Genomic DNA, 16,434 nt, shown 5'->3' with positions numbered 1-16,434 from the left:
TGCTGGATGGGTATCCCCTAGAGAACGGACATCCTCACGATCATGAATGGACGGCTGCCCGTGACCATGGCGCACAGCGAACACACCACCGACCGCGCCCCGGGCCGGTCCTGGACTATCCGGCTGACCGGCCACAGCGACAAGACCGCCACCGTCACTTGTTCCACCGACGCCTGCCGGATGCCGGCCCGCTCCAGGAACATCACCGAGCTGCGTGCCTTCGCCGCAGCGCATGCCACAGCCCACGCCCGCGCGGCCACCGTCCGCTCTCGCGCGGCCTGCCACTGCCGCATCCAGCAGTGCGCCGGACACCCGGAGCAGAAGGTCCGCTGCGCCGGAGACGTCGTGCTCGTCATGCGCCACGATCCAACCGTGAGCCGGGTCTGGACGATCGCCGAGGTGTGCGAGTCCTGCGCACCGCTGCTACCCCACGCCCGTGTCGTCGCCCGCGCGGCACGCCCTGCAGCCGAAACAACCCGGCCCACCCTCCCACCGGCCCGGTCTACGGTGCCGCAGGGCTTCTCCGCGCCATCCCCGCAGGGCACAGAGGAAACCCTTGCACCTGCCCGTCCCCGCCGAGCGAGAGCACAGCGCCCTGACCGGAGCCGCGGGAGCCGTCCCCGATAGCGCCGCACGGCAGTCGCTGCTGCCGACGGGCGCCGCGGGCCGGCACAGGCGTTGGGGGATCAGCCCCCGCCATGGTCCGGGGTACCGATATCGTGGGGCTCTGATGACCGTCTTTGCATGATCTGGCAGGAGAGCACCACGTGCCCGAAGATCCCATCGCCCACGGCGAGCTCGCTGCTCTGACGCGGCGCTTCGAGGAAGTGGCAGAGCGGTCCGACCGCGAGTTCGGCATCGTCAAGAGCGACCTCACCGCGCTCCGCCTGCAGGTAGGCAACCTTGATCAGAAGGTGAGCAACCTCGACGCGAAGCTGGGGGAGCTGGCCGAGAAGATGGACCGTAACCAGGCGCAGATCGTTGAACTGCTTACTCGGCTGGTCGGCCGGGACTCCGGCGTCGGCTGATTCGACCCACACATGGCTGTGGCCCCGAGCACCAGGTGAACCTGGTGTTCGGGGCCACAGCTGTATGCCACGGAGATCAGCTGGTGAAAGCGGCCCGGACCGGCTGCACGGTTGCCTGCTCTACGCCCCTTGCGGGCCAAGGGCCGGTGGTGTGCTGGGTCGCGGCGCCCGCTGCTGTATTCGGCCAGGCCCGATGGATTTGTGCCATTCGTCGGCAACCCGCCTCCAACGTCAATCAGGCGTGGCTTCATAAGGAGGCTGGGGCGGCGTGATGCCTCTCCGCGCGGTGGCCGGTCGTGTGGGGGAGGTTGTGACGGTTGCTGACCATCAACGTGGCGGTGTTGCTCGCAGTCATGGTGTTCTTCCGGCTGCGGCGTCGTACGGAGGCCCGTAGCCGCTTCGACGAGAAGCTGACCGTCGTCATCGTCCTGGCGCTGGGCATCCTGATCGCACCCACCCCGGCAGGCGAGGGGGTCCTGAACATCCTGGGGCAGCTCGCGAGCGGCGTCACCCAGGCTGGCCGATGAGCCCCCGCACACGGAAGGGCCGGACGGCGTTGCGCGGTGCGCGCTGCGGGGCACGGTTCTGGAGGGCGGGGGAGTGATGGCGGCACGACGGCGTCGGCGCTTGAAGAAGCAGACGCGCAGGCAGCTGCAGGGCTGGGGTGCGGTGGCGGCGGTGGCTGCCGCGGTGTGGGTGGCCCGGCACTGGTCGGTGGTGTGGCCCGTTCTGGTGACCGTGCTCGCCGCGGCCGTGGTGGGCGGGGCTGGCTGGGCGCTGCTGCGATCGCACCGTCTCGCGGTCAGCCAGGACCGCGCGTGGCGAGCGCGGGAGGAGGCCAGGGCGCGGGAGCTGTCGATGGCCGAGGTCGACGCGTTGTCGTGGCAGGAGTTCGAGGCGTACATCGCCGATCTGTGCCGGCGGGACGGTTGCAGAGACGTCGTCGTCAGCGGCAAGAGCGGTGACCTGGGCGCGGACGTCGTCGGCTATCTGGCCGACGGCCGCAAACTGGTCGTTCAATGCAAAAAGTATGCGCCGCACCGGAGCGTGTCCTCGCAGGACATGCAGAAGTTCGTCGGCACTGCCCGTCTTGAGCACGGCGCGGACGTCGCACTGTTCGTCACCACCTGCCGCACGTTCACGAAGGCCGCACTGGGCCTCGCGCTGCGCCAGGACATCGTGGCCCTGCACCGCGACCTGCTGGGCTCCTGGGCCAAAGGCGCTCACCTGGAAACCCTGATCCCACTGAACGGAAGCGGCGGCGGCATCAAGCGGCGCCCCTTTGCCTGATCGGCCCGTCAAGGACGTCACCCTCGTGGAAGGCCTACCGGTCACCACAGTCGACCGCACCGTCTGCGACCTTCTCAAAAGCCGGGCCGACGCCGGCCACCTCGGCCGCCTGATCGCGGACGCCGACCGCAAAGGTTTCACCGACACCCGGATCCTGGCTGCGCGCATTCAACCCTTCACTCGCTTCTACGGCCTGCACCGTACCGCCAGCGGCGACGAACTCATCGAGTCCCTGACCGAGCCTGCCGGCTCCACCTGCGCGACCACCAGCTGAAACCGGCCGGTGAACTCGCGGTCGTCGCCCCGCCCTCGATACGCGACCAGGCCGCGAGCGCCTGTGACCCGGAGGCGAGGAAGTGGCTCTGAAAGGACACAGCACAGCTTTCGCCGTTCGGCGGGGAGCTCGGCACAGGTGCCCTCGTCCAGCCGGGCGAGGGCACCAGGATGCCTTGAGACTCACTCAGGCGGGGGTGATGTTCTCGGCCTGGGGGCCCTTCTGGCCCTGCGTGACGTCGAAGTTCACCTTCTGGCCTTCCTGCAGCTCTCGGAAGCCGCCGCCAGAAATGTTGGAGTAGTGGGCGAAGACATCCGGTCCGCCCCCGTCCTGCTCAATGAAGCCGAAGCCCTTTTCCGAGTTGAACCACTTCACCGTTCCGCTGGCCATGCACGTCCTCCAAAGAACTCGGGGTACCGGCCTCGCACCGTGCGGGCCGGAGGTGATCGCCGGGCCCTCAGCAACGCTGGGCAGCAAAACCGCCCGCGCATGTGCTCCACGGGCGGAGAAGACTTCGGAACCGCGACATCTCGAGCCGAGGCTACACCGGCCGCGGACACGTAGCACCGGGACGTGCCGCGTGCTACCAGCCGTTCCCGTCCTGGGCGGGTGCCACGACAGGAAGGTGCTCGCACTGGGTCACGCGTTCGTGGGTGATCCAGGAAGGAAGTCAGGATGGTTGCTCCAGGACTTCGCGAGCACCAGCTGGATGGGGCACAGCCCATCGTGAACCGGCGTGTAGTCATGCGGGCCGACACACCCTGGGCAGAAGGATTCTGCATCCGGAGGGCCCGGGTGCCGCGGGATGGCCCTGGTCGCGGCGGATGCTGCCAGGCTGTCCGGCGCCCCGCCACGCCCGTCCGCATCTGCGTGGTGTAAGCAGTACGCGGAGGCCGACTGGGTGCGCGGACGTATGAGAAGAACCCGGCCCCCGCTGTGCGCATGGGAGCCGGGCTGCGGCACTGGATCGTCAGCAGGTGAGGGCGTCGTCCTGGATGGCGCCGATGAGCGTGGCGAAGGCCGTTACCGCGAGGACGATGGCGGGGCCGCTCGGGTTCTTCGAGTCTCGAACGGCGATGCCGCCGTGGGCGGGCACGTCGGCGATCTCGACGCACTCGCCTTCCCCACCCGAGTAGGAGGACTTCCTCCATGAAGCTCCTTCGAGTGAAGCGGTGTGCAGGTCGCTTCGGGATTCGATCACTGGTTCTTCTCCTTGACGATCATCTTCTTGATGACTTCCCTCGACTGGTCGGCGGGAAGGGCTGCGGCGGTGACCCGCTCGAAGGCCCCAGGACCGCGATGGTCCGCCGCCCGCTGCTCATGGCCTCAAGGGCGCCGAGGGCGGCCTTCACCGAATCGGGGTTCGCGTTGAACGCGTCGTTGATGACCCGTACCTGGTCGGGCCGGTCGGTGACCTCCATGCGGCCCGACGCCACCAGCACCGCACGGGATAGCGCGGCGGCCGTCTTGTCCACGTCGGCGCCCAACCCGATCGCGACCGCCGCCGCAGCCAGCGCGTTGGACACGTGGTGCGCGCCGTGAAGGGGCAGGGTCACCTGTGCGTCGCGGCCGGCGGCGACGTGGTGAAGGAGACCCGGCCCGCCGAGTCGAGCTTGACGTCCACCGCCCGTACGTCGGCGTCCTGCCCAGTGCCGAACGTCAGGACCCGGGCGCGGGTGCGGGGAGCCATGGCGGCCACCAGCCATCTGACCGAGACCTGCGCGTCCGACGGCCCCGACGTGATGACAGACGTGGCCACCACCGCGGCCACCACCCACGACAGCCGGGTCCTGCCCGGCATCCACACCCGCCTGTCCCGCCGCGGGCTGCTGCCCGCCGAACACCTGGTCGACGCCGGCTACACCTCCCTGCCTCATCTGGAACAAGCCGCCCGTGAACACCAGGTCACCGTCTCCGGGCCGCTGAAAAGCAACCCCACGCACCAGCACCGACGAGGCGAGGGCCTCGCCCGGGACGACTTCCACATCGACTTCGATCTTCGGCAGGTCACCTGTCCCCAGGACCAGGTCAGCGCGGGCCGGCACGGCCCCTACCCGACTTCCTCGCCCACCGCTGCCCCGCTGATCGTGGCACGGTTCACCAAGAGCCAGCACCGCCCCTGCCCGACTCGCACCCGCCCCGCCGCCCGACTGCCTTCCAGAACTACCTCGACCAGCGCGAGATCCCCCGGTCGAAGTCCTGGCGAACCCTCGGCACCTGACCTCGGCAGCACCAAGATCCCCGACAGAGTCAAGCTGAGACCAGGCCGGCAGTCATACCCGCCTGAGGACGCGCTCGTCGTCCCGCCGACGGCGCTGGACACCAAGATGCGCCGTAGGCTCGATCCCAAGAGGTGCTGTCGCAATTGTCTCAGTGCGGAGGACAGCCGCATGAGCTGCATGTACACTACTCCTTTTGACTCCGGCGCCGATGCGGCCACGGCGCGGTTCGGGGGCAAGTGCGCTGGGCTGCTGACGATGACCGCCGCCGGTCTCCCGGTGCCCACCGGGTTCGCGTTGACCACGGACGCCTTCGGCGCACTGCTCGACGGCGGCGGCCTGCGCGCGGAGATCGAAACCGTCCTCGCCGGGATCGATGTCACCGACACGGCCGACACCGAGGCGCGCGCTGTGGAGGTCCGCCGACTGGTGACCGAGTGGCCCGTGCCGTCCCCGGTCGCGGCGGCCGTCACCAGCGCCTACCAGGCCCTCGGGGAGGCCGGTGACACCCCGGTGGCGGTACGGTCCAGTGCGGGGATGGAGGACCTGCCTGCCATGAGCTTCGCCGGACAGTACGACACGTACCTGTGGGTCCGGGGCGCCGATGCCGTCCTCGACGCCGTACGCGGCTGCTGGGCGAGCCTGTGGACGGCCCGCGGGATCAGCTACCGCATCGCCAGGGGCGTGTCCGAGCGGGGGCTGGCGATGGCGGTCGGCGTGCAGAGGATGGTCGACGCCCGCACGGCCGGCGTCGCACTGACCCTGAACCCGTCCGACGGCGACCCGTCGAAGATCGTCATCGACGCGACATGGGGACTCGGAGGACCGATCGTGTCCGGTGAGATGACCCCCGACCACTACGTCGTGGACAAGGTGCTGCTCGTCCCCGTACGGACGACGGTTTCGCGCAAGCACCAGGAACTCGTCGCAGCGCCGGACAGGGGCACCCTCGTCCGGCGCCCGGTCGAGAACGCACGCCGGGAGGTGACCTGCCTGGCGTCGGCCGAGGTCACCGCAGTCGCCCGGCTGGCCAAGGCCGTCGAGAGTTACTACGGATGCCCACAGGACATCGAGTGGGCCATCGACCGCGCCCCCGCCCCGCTGCCGGACGGCAGTCCCCGAGTGCTGCTGCTCCAGACACGTCCCGAGACGGTCTGGAGCAGCAGGCCGCGCACGACCGCCGAGGTGGTGCCCGGGGCGGGTGTCATCAGCATCGCCGAGACCATGCTCGGCCTCCGCGGTGACTCGACCCGGGACCCTGGTCGGGGCACCGCGCACCCTCCGAAGGGAAGTCGCCATGGCGACCCAGCCGCGCACGACATCCGGAACACGTAGGACCTTCCCCAGCCCCCACGAGCTGCCGACACCCGCCGGAGCCGAGGACTGGCGGAGCCTGTACCCGTACTCCGTGCTCTTCCAGCCCGAGCGGCGTACGGCGGATGAAGCGGCGTTCTGGTTCTGCGACAGCCAGCACTGGCCCACGGTGCTCAAACCGTTCGAGACGATCGGCCCCGAGCTGGCGGCCAAGTGCCTGGGCCAGTTCAACACCCGCCACTTCCTCGTGCCGCCCGCCTCGGGCATGGAGTGCCGTGTCCACCTCGGCTACGTCTATCTCAGCCCGATCTCCGCACCACCGGACGAGGCCGCGGCGCGGGTCCCGGAGTTCCTCAGACGCGCGGGGTATTACTTCGAGCACTGGGACGCGCTCCTGGACAACTGGAAACGCAAGGTCCTCGCCACGATCCGGGAACTTGAGGCGATCCGCTTCGCCGAACTGCCCGACGCGCAGCCGTACGAGGAGATCGAGCGCGGCATCGGGCTGGACGCGGCCGACTCCCTGCTGGGCGACTACGACCGGCTGCTGACGCTGTGCCACCGTGCCTGGCAATACCACTTCGAGTTCCTCAACCTCGGCTATTCGGCCTACCTGGACCTATTCCAGGCATGTCGGCAGTGGTTCCCCGGCATCCCGGACCAGGGCATCGCAGCCATGGTCCAGGGCGTGGACATGGAGCTGTTCCGCCCGGACGACGAGCTGAAGCGGCTGGCGGAGCTGGCCGTCGAACTGGGCCTGGAAGAGCTGCTGACCTCCCCCACTCCCGGCTTCGCCCGGACGGAGGGACCTACGTCCGGCCCCGGCCACGACACCCTTGCCGCCATCGCCCGGGCGCCCCGGGGCCGTGTCTGGCTGGACGCCTGGGAGGCGGCTCGCGACCCATGGTTCAACTTCACCTCGGGCAACGGCTTGTACAGCGACGACCGGTACTGGCGGGACGAACCCGCGCTGCCCCTGGGGTACATCCGCGACTACGTCCGGCGGCTGCGGCGCGGCGAGTGCATCGGCCGCCGCCTTGCCGAGCTGGTCTCCGAACGCGTCCGGATCACCGGTGAGTACGCCGCTCTGCTCGACCCCGGTCGGCGCGCGGACTTCGAGGCCAAGCTGCGGCTCGCCCGCCAGGTCTACCCGTACGTCGAGAACCACAACTTCTACATCGAGCACTGGGCCATGGGCGTCTTCTGGCGCAAGGTCCGGCAGCTGTCCGCGCTGCTGCAGCGGGCGGGCTTCTGGCCGGGCGAGAACGACATGCTGTACCTCACCCGCGACGAGGTCCGCGGCGCGCTGTTCGACTTCGCAGCCGCCTGGGCGCAGGGCAGCGCACCGATCGGCCCTGCCTACTGGCCGCCCGAGGTGGAACGGCGACGGCGGCTCGTAGGGATCCTCGCGGCCCGGCGCCCGCAACCGGCGCTGAACCGCCCCCCGGAGGCCGTCACGGAGCCGTTCAGCATCATGTTGTGGGGCATCACCAGCGAACGGGTCCGTTCCTGGCTAACCGACCCCACTATGGGCGGCGATCTGACCGGCATGGCCGCCTCACCGGGATGCGCGGACGGCCGGGCCCGGATCGTCCACAGTCCCGCCGAACTGGACCTGGTACAGGACGGCGAGATCCTCATCGCGCCGGTCACCTCGCCCAGCTGGGCCCCGGTGTTCGGCCGGATACGTGCCGTGGTAACCGACATCGGCGGGGTGATGTCGCACGCCGCCATCGTCTGCCGCGAGTACTCCCTGCCCGCCGTCACGGGAACAGGGACGGCGTCCACCCGTATCAGGACGGGACAGCGGATCCGGGTGGACGGCATGGCCGGCACGGTCACCCTTCTCGACTGAGTGTGCCCGCGGCCACAGGAGACCGACATGCCCCACGACCATCCGCTTGACGCTTCGCAGACCGAGCACGCTGCGGTGCCGGTGGTCCGGGCCGCCACTGCCGGACCTGGCCACCCCTCGTGGACCCGTCCCTGGACGAGCCGGTCCGCCGCGGCGGGCGGACCTGCGCGACTGCTCGTACGGACGCAAGCCGTTGCGGCGCTTCGAGCCGTCCGGCGACCCGGGTGCCTGGATCCCGCCGATCGCCGCGTCCCGGGGTCACCTGCGTACGCCGGCGACCCTCGACGCGGCGTTCAGCCGCCGGTGGCCGGAGACCTCTTCGCGGAGGCCGGGATCCCGGCGTCGTCCCGAATCGCCGCCCACAGCTGTCCCGCCTGCGGTTCGGCCGCCACGACGCGGTTCGGGTCCACCGGGTCGTACCTGACCGGCAGCATGATCGTCTCCATGGAGGCGGGGTCGACGCCCTCCATGCTGTGAGCGAACTCCGCGAGCTTGGTGAGCGAGTCCAGCCCGGAGTCGGTGGTCAGCGACTTCGTGAGCGAGTCCGCGATGGTGTACGACTTGGCGGGACTGCCCAACAGGTCCTGCGACTTCACTTCGTTGAGCAGTGCCAGCATGAACTGCTGCTGCAGACCGATCCGGCCGAGGTCGCTGCCGTCGCCGATCCCGTGCCGCGTCCGTACGAACGCCAGTGACTCGGTGCCGTCGAGCTTGTGGGACCCGGCCGCGAGATCGAGCCCCGAGGCCTTGTCGTGGATCGGTTCGTCCATGTCGACGGTCACGCCGCCGATGGCGTCGACCAGTTCCTTGAAGCCGGAGAAGTCGATCTCCATGTAGTGGTCGATGCGGACGCCGGACATCTTCTCCACGGTCTTGATCACACAGGCGGGACCGGCGCTGGTGTAGACGGAGTTGAACATCACCCGCTGCGCCGAGGGAAGCGTGGAGCCGTCCTTCCTGGTGCACTCGGGCCGGGTCACCAGCGTGTCGCGCGGAATGCTCACGGCCACGGCTTTCTGCCGGCCCTCGGGTATGTGGACGACCAGGGCCGTGTCGGAACGGGCCGTGCCGCCCACGTTGCCGCCGGCGAGCGCCTGGTTGTCCCCCGAGCGCGAGTCGGACCCGAGCACGAGGATGTCCTTGGCGCCGGTGGCGAGCTTTTCGGGACGCTCACCGTTGATGGCGTCGTCGATGTCGAACGACTCGATGTTGCCGTCGAGACTGCTGTACAGCCAGTAGCCGGTCCCCGCCCCCGCGAGGACGAGTACGAGCAGCGTCCCGAGGATGATCCGCAGAACGGGCCGCTTCGCGGAACGGCTCCGCTTCCTGCGGCCGCCTTCGTGAGCCATGGTCGTCCAACCTTCGTACCGAGCCCGTTCGGGCATGTGTCATCGCGTCGCCGTGAACGGCCGTTGGGTGTGGGGAGCCGCTGCCACTGAGCTTCTTAAGCTCCGTCACTCGCTGGTGAATCAACGGCCATCTGACCAGCACATTCAGCGAGCCGTGTCACCCGATCGGTGACCAGCCTGAAGAGGCTCACTGAACGACCGGCCGGGGCCGGTGGGGACGGCCTCCTCCGACGTGCCTGTACCGAGCAGGGCAGCGGCGAAGCGATCGTACGTGAACGTAGTATGACTATCCAGCGGTCAAAATGTGAATGCGCATCTACTCGATCCGAACCCTACACACTGGCCGAGCACGGCCGGTCCGCGCCCCTCGAAGCGGCCGGACCGGTGGCCCCGGCGGGTGGCTCACACCCAGGAAAGGCGGCCCGCGGCATGGCGCGAGGAAGGCGTACGACCGCGGACCGCGGCTTCGCGACAGCGGTCCGTGGCGTACCCGGATCGTCGATCGCCGAGGCTCTGCGGGAGGGGGCGACCCCCACCGCGCGCTGGCTCTTCCTCGGGAAGGACGGCCGGCTCTCGGCGTACTGCCCGGTGCCGGAGGGCATCGTCCGCTGGACGGAGTCCGCTCCGGGGTCCACCGAGTGGACAGGCCCCGAACTGTTCCGCGTCGACGGCTGGACGGGCCGTGCCTTCCTGAGCCAGGGTTCGGATGGTTTGGTGTACTTCGCCGGAATGCGTCACCGGGACGGTGCGCCGGGCGGCCGCGAGATCGTCCTCGCCACGCAGTTCCAGACGGGACGTCCGCTCAGCTCCTGGCGCTCCGTCGGAAACCCCTTCCCCGACGACGCGTACACGGCCGAGCGGCTCGGCGAGCCGTCGGTCGCCGCCGACGCCTCGGGCGCCCTCCATGTCTTCGTCCACTGCTTCGGTCACGGGGTACGGGCCCGCAGACGAGACCCCGGAGGAATGTGGGGACCCTGGACGGACATGGGCAATCGATGGGTGCGCACACCCCTGGCACCCGTGGCCACCTCGCTCGGTTCCGTCCAGGCGCTCGCGACGTTCAAGGACGGCGTCGTGCACTGGGCGCGGGAGGCGCCGGGCGAGGACTTCCGGCTGCTGGGCAGGCCGAGCGGGCACGTCGTCGAGCTGACCCACACCGGCTGCGAGACCGGCCGCGGGAGCGTCACGTTCTTCTGGCGGCACCCGGCCGGCGCCGTGGTGGCCTATCGGCGACAGCAGGGCGGGCAGGGTGCACCCGGCGCGCTGACGTCCCTGGGCGGCGACGGCGGCGAGGGACCTGTCGGCGTGGTGCGGCATCCGATCAACGGGTACGACTGCACGGTGCTGGTCCAGCGCGGTGCCCACGGCGGACCCGAGGTCGCCGCCTACCCCACCGAGGGCGAGCACTACGGAGCCTGGTGGGCTCCGGTCGGCGAGCCGTGTGTCGGCCTGCCCTCCGTGCAGGTCGACGGCATGGGGCGGATCGTGCTGGCGATGATCCGCCCGGACGGAAGCCTCTGGCTGTCCCGGCAGAGCATGCTCGACCGCGGGCTGAGCTTCGAGGCCTGGCGCGGCGTGGGATGAGATCAGCCACTGCCCGCCCGAGGTCTTCCTCACATCGTGACAACCGCTACCAAGCAATGACCATCATTGGTCACTTATGACCGATTTTTACGGTGCCCATCGAGTGGAATGTCCCGATTCGGCACAGTGATTAAAGTGTTGACGATCTTCGGGTGTGGCTTAATATGTGCAAGCTCCATGAAGGATGTATTCCCTTTATGTTCGCTTGATGGACATCCTTGTCATGGACGGGAAGCCGGCGAAGACGCCGGCGCTGGGGGCAGGTCTACCGGTGGCCCGAACACTTTCCGTGGCCCGCCGCACAGGTTCAACGGAGGGGTGAGGGGTGGCGGACAGGCCTCGGCTGAGCGTCGTCGTGCCGTTCATGGACGTCGAGGAGTACCTCGGCGAGTGTCTGGAGTCGATCGCGCGACAGACCTTCAGGGAACTGGAGGTCCTTCTCGTCGACGACGGCTCCACCGACGCGTCGACCCGCATCGCCGCCGAGTTCTGCGGGCGCGATCCGCGCTTCAAGCTCATACGCCAGGCCTCGCACGGCCCCGGTCACGCGCGCAACACCGGCATCGGTGCCGCGCATCCGGAGGCCGAGTTCCTCGCCTTCGCCGACGGTGACGACGTCGTCCCGGAGCACGCCTACGAGCTGCTCATCCGTCGCCTGGAGGGCTCGGAGTCCGACTTCGTCTCCGGGAACGTGCAGATGATGAACTCCACCTCGAAGTGGCAGTCTCCCCTCCACAAAGGCGCGATGGCCAAGGACAAGCGCCATACGCACATCACCCGGTTCGACGCACTGATCTACGACCGCACGGTGTGGAACAAGGTCTTCCGGCGCTCATTCTGGGACTACCACTTCATCCGGTTCCCCGAGGGCGTCCTCTACGAGGACTCCTGGGTGAACATGGTCGCCCACTTCCGCGCCACCAAGGTCGACGTCATCAGCGACTTCGTCTACTTCTGGCGGCGCCGGGACGGCGCCTCGGCGCCCTCCATCACCCAACGGCACACCGAGCTGAGCAACCTGCGGGACCGTGTCGCCGCCGTACAGTCGGTGAGCCGCTTCCTCGGCCGCCACCGCTCCCGCGCCTACCTCGAACACAAGCGCAAGTACGACCTCGCCTGCCTGAAATCGGACCTGATGCTGCACCTCAAGGTGCTGCCCGACGCGGACGAGGAGTACCGGCACGCCTTCATGGAGTGGTCCAACGAGTTCCTCGACGAGGCCGCCGAGAACGTCATCGACGACCTCGACGCCGCGTCCCGGGTGAAGTGGCACCTCGTGCGCTCCCGGAAGCTCGACGAACTCCTGGAGGTCATCGCGTTCGAGCGCAAGGGCGGTCCGATGCCCGTCCGGCGCCGGCTCCACCGCTACCTGAATTACCCGTACCTCGGCGACCGCGAGATCGGACTCGACAAGAAGACGTACCGGCTCGACAAGGAACTGTCGCTGCACGGTTCGGTCGCGAACGCCCAGTGGTCGGGCGACTCGCTGCACCTCTCCGGTGCGGCGTACATCCGCTTCATCAATGTGCACAGGCGCCGGATGTCGGTGAAGGCACTGGCCCTGCGCAACAAGAAGCAGGGCCGGATGCTCGTGACCCCGGCCACGACCACGTACCACCCCCAGGCCACCGAGCACTCCAACCAGAACCGCTACTGCTACGACTGGTCGGGATTCGATGTACGGATCAACACCACGCGGCTCAAGCACAAGGGCAAGTGGGTCGAGGGAACCTGGGACGTTGCCGCGGGGGTGCTGAGCCGGGGCCTGTTCCGGTACAAGGGACTGGCCCGCGGTGGCGCGGGCAGCGCCTCCAACCCTCCGTACCGCTACGTCGACAAGAACACACGCATCGTTCCGCTCTTCCTCCAGGGCACCCTGAAGCTCCGGGTCGAGATCGTCCGGTGCCGCATCACCCGCCACCGGATCGTCGGTGACGCGCTCGAACTCGGCGGCGTGTACCTCGGTCCCACGGTTCCCGAGTGGGGCAAGTTCCGGGTACGCGGCCTCAGCGGCGCCGCGCAGCACGACTCCTGGGTGCACTTCTCCCAGGGAGGTGAGGGGTGGTGCACCTTCACCACCCGCATCCCGCTCGCCGGGCTCGTCCCGGGCTCGCGCGGCGAGGAGAGCGCCGGCCTCCCGAGCTCCTGGAACATGGGCAGCAACGGCTGGAAGACCACGCTCCACGTCGAGGGCCGGAAGGCGCCGATCTATCCGGTGATGGCCGAGGAGACCGCGGACGGCCGCTACCACCTGCCCGCCTCCCTCCAGACGCCAGAAGGTGACCGCGAGGTCGTGGTGCACCGCAACGGTTCCGGCTACGTCGTACTCTTCGAGCGGGCTTGCCTTCCGTCGACGACGAAGGTGGCCTGGAGGGAGGACGGCTCCCTGGAGATCTCGGGGCGCTACTCGGCGGTCGACCGGCTCACCAGCGCGGAGTACCTGGCCTCGCACATGGTCGTCCGCTCGCGTGCCCAGGGCGCGGAACGGAGGTTCTCTCTCGCCTGGACCGGCCACGAGTTCCGCTGTGTCGTCACACCGGCGGCCGTGCGGACCCTCGCCGGCGCCATCCCGCTCGCGGCCGGCCGATGGGACTTCTTCCTGCGCCGCCAGGACCTGTCCACGGTCGCGCCCGAAGAGCGACGCGAAGACCTGATGGTCAAGATCGAACAGGAGCTCATCGGCGAGCTTCCCCTCGCGGTCGAGGTCGACGGCCGGGAGTACGAGCTCCAGTCGGAGGCCTACGACAGGCTGTCGCTCCTGGTGCACTCCGCCATGCCCGATCGCGCGCGCGGACCGTACCGCCAGAAGCAGATGCGCACCGAGCTGTACCCGGCCGCCAGGCGCGACCCGATCCGCCCCGCCGTGCTCTTCGACGCGTTCAAGGGCACGCAGTACTCGGACAGCCCGCGTGTCGTGCACGAGGAACTCGTCCGCAGAGGGCTGCCGCTGGAACACCTGTGGGTGGTTCGGGACGACCAGGTCGACGTGCCCGCCACGGCCCGCGCGATCCGCATGTGGTCACCGGAATGGTACGAGGCACTGGCCACCGCGCGCTACGTCGTGGCCAACAACCATCTCCCCGACTGGTTCACGAAGCGTCCTGAGCAGGTGGTCGTACAGACCTGGCACGGCACGCCGCTGAAGAAGATCGGCCACGACATCGAGTCGGTGCATTTCGCCGACAAACGCTACCTCGAACGTGTCGAGAAGGAAGTGCAGAACTGGGACATGCTGGTGTCCCCCAACAGCTTCTCCACTCCGATCCTCCAGCGCGCCTTCCGGTTTCCCGGCGAAATGGTCGAGTGCGGCTATCCCCGCAACGACATCCTGCGCCGCTCCGGGACGGAGAACAGAGCGGCGCAGATCAGGCAGCGGATCGGTCTCCCGCGGGGCAAGCGCGTCATCATGTACGCCCCCACGTGGCGGGACGACCAGTTCTACGCACCCGGAAAGTACAAGTTCGACTTCCGTATCGATCTCGAGGATGCCCGCGCCCGGCTCGGAGCGGACCACGTGCTCATGGTGCGCCGCCACCCCAACGTGGTGGACCCGGTCCCCGGGGCGGGCGACGGATTCGTGTTCGACGTGTCGGACTACCCCGACATGGCCGATCTCTCGCTGATCACCGACGTAATGATCACCGACTATTCGTCGCTGATGTTCGACTTCGTCAACACGGGACGTCCGCTCCTGTTCTTCACGTACGACCTCGACCACTACCGCGACACTCTCCGGGGCTTCTACTTCGACTTCGAGGAAAGCGCTCCGGGACCGCTGCTCTTCGAGTCGGCGGAACTCATCTCCGCGGTCCGCGACATCGACGCCATCCAGGAGGCGTACGCCGCCCGCTACGAGTGGTTCCAGGAAGAGTTCTGCGATCTCGACGACGGCTACGCGGCGGCACGGCTGGCCGACCGGATTCTGATCGCCGGCGGGGACCTCGACCCCGCGCAGGCTAAGGCGCCGGCGGTCGGCGCCGCCAGGCACTACATCACCGACCAGGTCGTGTCACGGCACGATCGCACCCTTGCCGGGGTGCCGCAGCAATCGACGGGCAGATTGGACTCCGCGCATGTCTAAGGCAGCCTCCGGCGGGCGCCCGACACTCACCGGCATCGAGGCCTCCAGGACTCATCCCGTCGAATACCGGTTCGCGCACGCGAAGAACGGCAACCGGCACCTGGTGGTGGTGTTCGCCAACTTCTCGGCACCCGAGGAATACGGTTGGTCGAACGGTGTCTTCGACAACCTCCGGTCCAACATCCTCTGGATCCGGGACCTGTTCGACGGAAAGAACAGCTACTACCTGTGCAAGGGGATGGACTTCTCTCTGGAGCAGTCCGTCGTCAGGCTGATATCCAACGTCATGCGGTCCCTCGACCTGACTCCGGACGACTGCACGATGTTCGGCGGTTCGAAGGGCGGCAGCGCGGCGCTCTATTTCGGGCTGAAGTACGGCTTCCGGAACATCGTGTCCATCGTGCCGCAGTTCAAGGTCGGCAGCTACGTCCTGAAGCATCCGACGGTCGCGCAGTTCATGATGGGCGAGGTGACGGACGAGAACGTCCGCGTCCTCGACTCCGTCATTCCCGACCTGGTGCGGCAGGGAGCGAACCGTGGAGCCAACGTCTACATGCTCTCCTCGCCCCGGGACGAGCAGTACACAGAGCAGGTCGAACCGTTCCTGCAGCTCTTCAGCGGGTACGAGAACTTCAACTTCGTCTACAGCGAATCCCCGTACATCACCGACCACACGCTGGTGACCAGGCGGAACGTTCCGATTCTCATGGGAATCGTCAACCTCCTGATCGACGGGATCGCTCCCCGCCTGGGGTTCGTCCGCAACGGCCACGAACAGCCCGATGCCGACAGGTCGGGCATCAACGCCTACCTCGAAGCCACCTCGAAGGTGCAGTCGTCGTTCCCCGCGCCGGTGGTCTCGGTGCCGGCGGTCGGCGAGCGCGTGCCCGGCGGCATCGTACGGTTCACGGGGTCCGCCCCCGGCGCCGTGCGCGTGAGCATCTGGGAGAACGGGAAGTTCATGGGGTCTCCGGGTGTGGCCCCCGACGGCGGCTGGACCTGGGATCCGGGCAGAGCCTGGAGCAAGGGCGAGCACGTCGTCCGCATCTTCGCGGTGAGCGCAGCCGGCTACCACTCGGAGCGGACCGAGGTCACCTTCACGGTCGTGGAGGGGACGCCCACGCCGGTGTTCACGGTTCCGGTGCCGGGTCAGCAGGTGCCGGGGCCAGTCGTCGGCTTCATGGGTTTCGCCCCGGGAGCCGTGCGCGTGGGGTTCGAGGAGGGCGGCATCAGCCTCGGGTGGGGCGATGTGGCCCCCGACGGCGGTTGGGCCTGGGAATCCGGCTGGTCCTGGAGCGAAGGCCGGCACGTGGTCGAGGTCTTCGGGGTGGATCGGGCCGGCAACGAGTCCGCGCGGTCGTCGGTCGACTTCACCGTGACGAGCGCATTCGCCGCACACCAGCCGGACGGCTACTTCAGCCGGAGCCACTGACCGGAGTC

General features: G+C 68.5%; 15 protein-coding genes. 10 read left to right on the top strand and 5 right to left on the bottom strand.

The features are described 5' to 3' along the window. Positions 1–42: 42 nt before the first annotated feature. From V1460_RS21150 to V1460_RS21130, 5 genes are all read left to right on the top strand, one after another. Positions 43–627, top strand: coding sequence for a hypothetical protein (locus V1460_RS21150; RefSeq protein ID WP_338675210.1), 585 nt, complete (start codon positions 43–45; stop codon positions 625–627). Between the two features lie 140 nt (positions 628–767). Continuing rightward, the gene (locus tag V1460_RS21145; RefSeq protein WP_338675209.1) at positions 768–1,028 is read left to right on the top strand and encodes a hypothetical protein; all 261 of its coding nucleotides are present in this window, start codon (positions 768–770) and stop codon (positions 1,026–1,028) included. Between the two features lie 317 nt (positions 1,029–1,345). After that, on the top strand, positions 1,346–1,555 hold the full coding sequence (locus V1460_RS21140) for a hypothetical protein (protein WP_338675208.1): 210 nt from the start codon (positions 1,346–1,348) through the stop codon (positions 1,553–1,555). 76 nt (positions 1,556–1,631) lie between these two features. Further along, positions 1,632–2,318, top strand: a complete 687-nt coding sequence (locus tag V1460_RS21135; protein ID WP_338675207.1) for a restriction endonuclease — start codon at positions 1,632–1,634, stop codon at positions 2,316–2,318. Between the two features lie 25 nt (positions 2,319–2,343). Beyond that, complete coding sequence (locus V1460_RS21130; protein ID WP_338675206.1) at positions 2,344–2,592, top strand: hypothetical protein; 249 nt, start codon at positions 2,344–2,346, stop codon at positions 2,590–2,592. 186 nt (positions 2,593–2,778) lie between these two features. Here the strand turns inward: V1460_RS21130 and V1460_RS21125 are convergent, their stop codons facing one another. The 4 genes from V1460_RS21125 to V1460_RS21110 form a co-directional block, all read right to left on the bottom strand. After that, a complete protein-coding gene (locus V1460_RS21125) occupies positions 2,779–2,982 on the bottom strand; it encodes a cold-shock protein (protein ID WP_338675205.1) in 204 nt (67 codons plus the stop codon). 580 nt (positions 2,983–3,562) lie between these two features. After that, complete coding sequence (locus V1460_RS21120) at positions 3,563–3,793, bottom strand: DUF397 domain-containing protein (protein WP_338675204.1); 231 nt, start codon at positions 3,791–3,793, stop codon at positions 3,563–3,565. Between the two features lie 19 nt (positions 3,794–3,812). Beyond that, complete coding sequence (locus V1460_RS21115) at positions 3,813–4,148, bottom strand: glutamate ligase domain-containing protein (protein WP_338675203.1); 336 nt, start codon at positions 4,146–4,148, stop codon at positions 3,813–3,815. Further along, on the bottom strand, positions 4,145–4,282 hold the full coding sequence (locus tag V1460_RS21110; RefSeq protein ID WP_338675202.1) for a hypothetical protein: 138 nt from the start codon (positions 4,280–4,282) through the stop codon (positions 4,145–4,147). Before V1460_RS21110 ends, V1460_RS21115 begins: the two co-directional genes overlap by 4 nt. Between V1460_RS21110 and V1460_RS21105 the strand changes: the two genes are divergently transcribed. Then, a complete protein-coding gene (locus tag V1460_RS21105) occupies positions 4,281–6,146 on the top strand; it encodes a PEP/pyruvate-binding domain-containing protein (protein ID WP_338675201.1) in 1,866 nt (621 codons plus the stop codon). The two genes, V1460_RS21110 and V1460_RS21105, sit on opposite strands and share 2 nt — an antisense overlap. After that, positions 6,109–7,980, top strand: a complete 1,872-nt coding sequence (locus V1460_RS21100) for a PEP-utilizing enzyme (protein ID WP_338675200.1) — start codon at positions 6,109–6,111, stop codon at positions 7,978–7,980. The genes V1460_RS21105 and V1460_RS21100 overlap by 38 nt, the downstream gene beginning before the upstream one ends. Before the next feature lie 293 nt (positions 7,981–8,273). Here the strand turns inward: V1460_RS21100 and V1460_RS21095 are convergent, their stop codons facing one another. Next, positions 8,274–9,329 (bottom strand): LCP family protein, encoded by a 1,056-nt coding sequence (locus V1460_RS21095; RefSeq protein ID WP_338675199.1) that lies wholly within the window; start codon positions 9,327–9,329, stop codon positions 8,274–8,276. Positions 9,330–9,758: 429 nt separating this feature from the next. On the opposite strand from V1460_RS21095, the gene V1460_RS21090 reads away from it, so the two are divergent. From V1460_RS21090 to V1460_RS21080, 3 genes are all read left to right on the top strand, one after another. Next, positions 9,759–10,913 (top strand): hypothetical protein, encoded by a 1,155-nt coding sequence (locus V1460_RS21090; protein ID WP_338675198.1) that lies wholly within the window; start codon positions 9,759–9,761, stop codon positions 10,911–10,913. A 325-nt stretch (positions 10,914–11,238) separates the two neighbouring features. Continuing rightward, entirely contained in the window at positions 11,239–14,994 is a 3,756-nt protein-coding gene (locus tag V1460_RS21085) for a bifunctional glycosyltransferase family 2 protein/CDP-glycerol:glycerophosphate glycerophosphotransferase (RefSeq protein WP_338675197.1), read from the top strand. Next, entirely contained in the window at positions 14,987–16,426 is a 1,440-nt protein-coding gene (locus V1460_RS21080) for a hypothetical protein (protein ID WP_338675196.1), read from the top strand. The genes V1460_RS21085 and V1460_RS21080 overlap by 8 nt, the downstream gene beginning before the upstream one ends. The last annotated feature ends 8 nt before the right edge of the window (positions 16,427–16,434 follow it).

Origin of the sequence: Streptomyces sp. SCSIO 30461, assembly GCF_037023745.1 — a bacterium.
Taxonomy (GTDB): domain Bacteria; phylum Actinomycetota; class Actinomycetes; order Streptomycetales; family Streptomycetaceae; genus Streptomyces.
This window is presented reverse-complemented; position numbering and strand designations above follow the sequence as displayed.

What these genes read in the sequence shown, in the direction of transcription:
- V1460_RS21150 (WP_338675210.1), top strand. Translation starts at nt 43, where the DNA reads ATGAATGGACGGCTGCCCGTGACCATGGCGCACAGCGAACACACCACC.
- V1460_RS21135 (WP_338675207.1), top strand. Translation starts at nt 1,632, where the DNA reads ATGGCGGCACGACGGCGTCGGCGCTTGAAGAAGCAGACGCGCAGGCAG.
- V1460_RS21125 (WP_338675205.1), bottom strand. Translation starts at nt 2,982, where the DNA reads ATGGCCAGCGGAACGGTGAAGTGGTTCAACTCGGAAAAGGGCTTCGGC.
- V1460_RS21105 (WP_338675201.1), top strand. Translation starts at nt 4,281, where the DNA reads ATGGCGGCCACCAGCCATCTGACCGAGACCTGCGCGTCCGACGGCCCC.
- V1460_RS21110 (WP_338675202.1), bottom strand. Translation starts at nt 4,282, where the DNA reads ATGGCTCCCCGCACCCGCGCCCGGGTCCTGACGTTCGGCACTGGGCAG.
- V1460_RS21100 (WP_338675200.1), top strand. Translation starts at nt 6,109, where the DNA reads ATGGCGACCCAGCCGCGCACGACATCCGGAACACGTAGGACCTTCCCC.
- V1460_RS21095 (WP_338675199.1), bottom strand. Translation starts at nt 9,329, where the DNA reads ATGGCTCACGAAGGCGGCCGCAGGAAGCGGAGCCGTTCCGCGAAGCGG.
- V1460_RS21090 (WP_338675198.1), top strand. Translation starts at nt 9,759, where the DNA reads ATGGCGCGAGGAAGGCGTACGACCGCGGACCGCGGCTTCGCGACAGCG.
- V1460_RS21080 (WP_338675196.1), top strand. Translation starts at nt 14,987, where the DNA reads ATGTCTAAGGCAGCCTCCGGCGGGCGCCCGACACTCACCGGCATCGAG.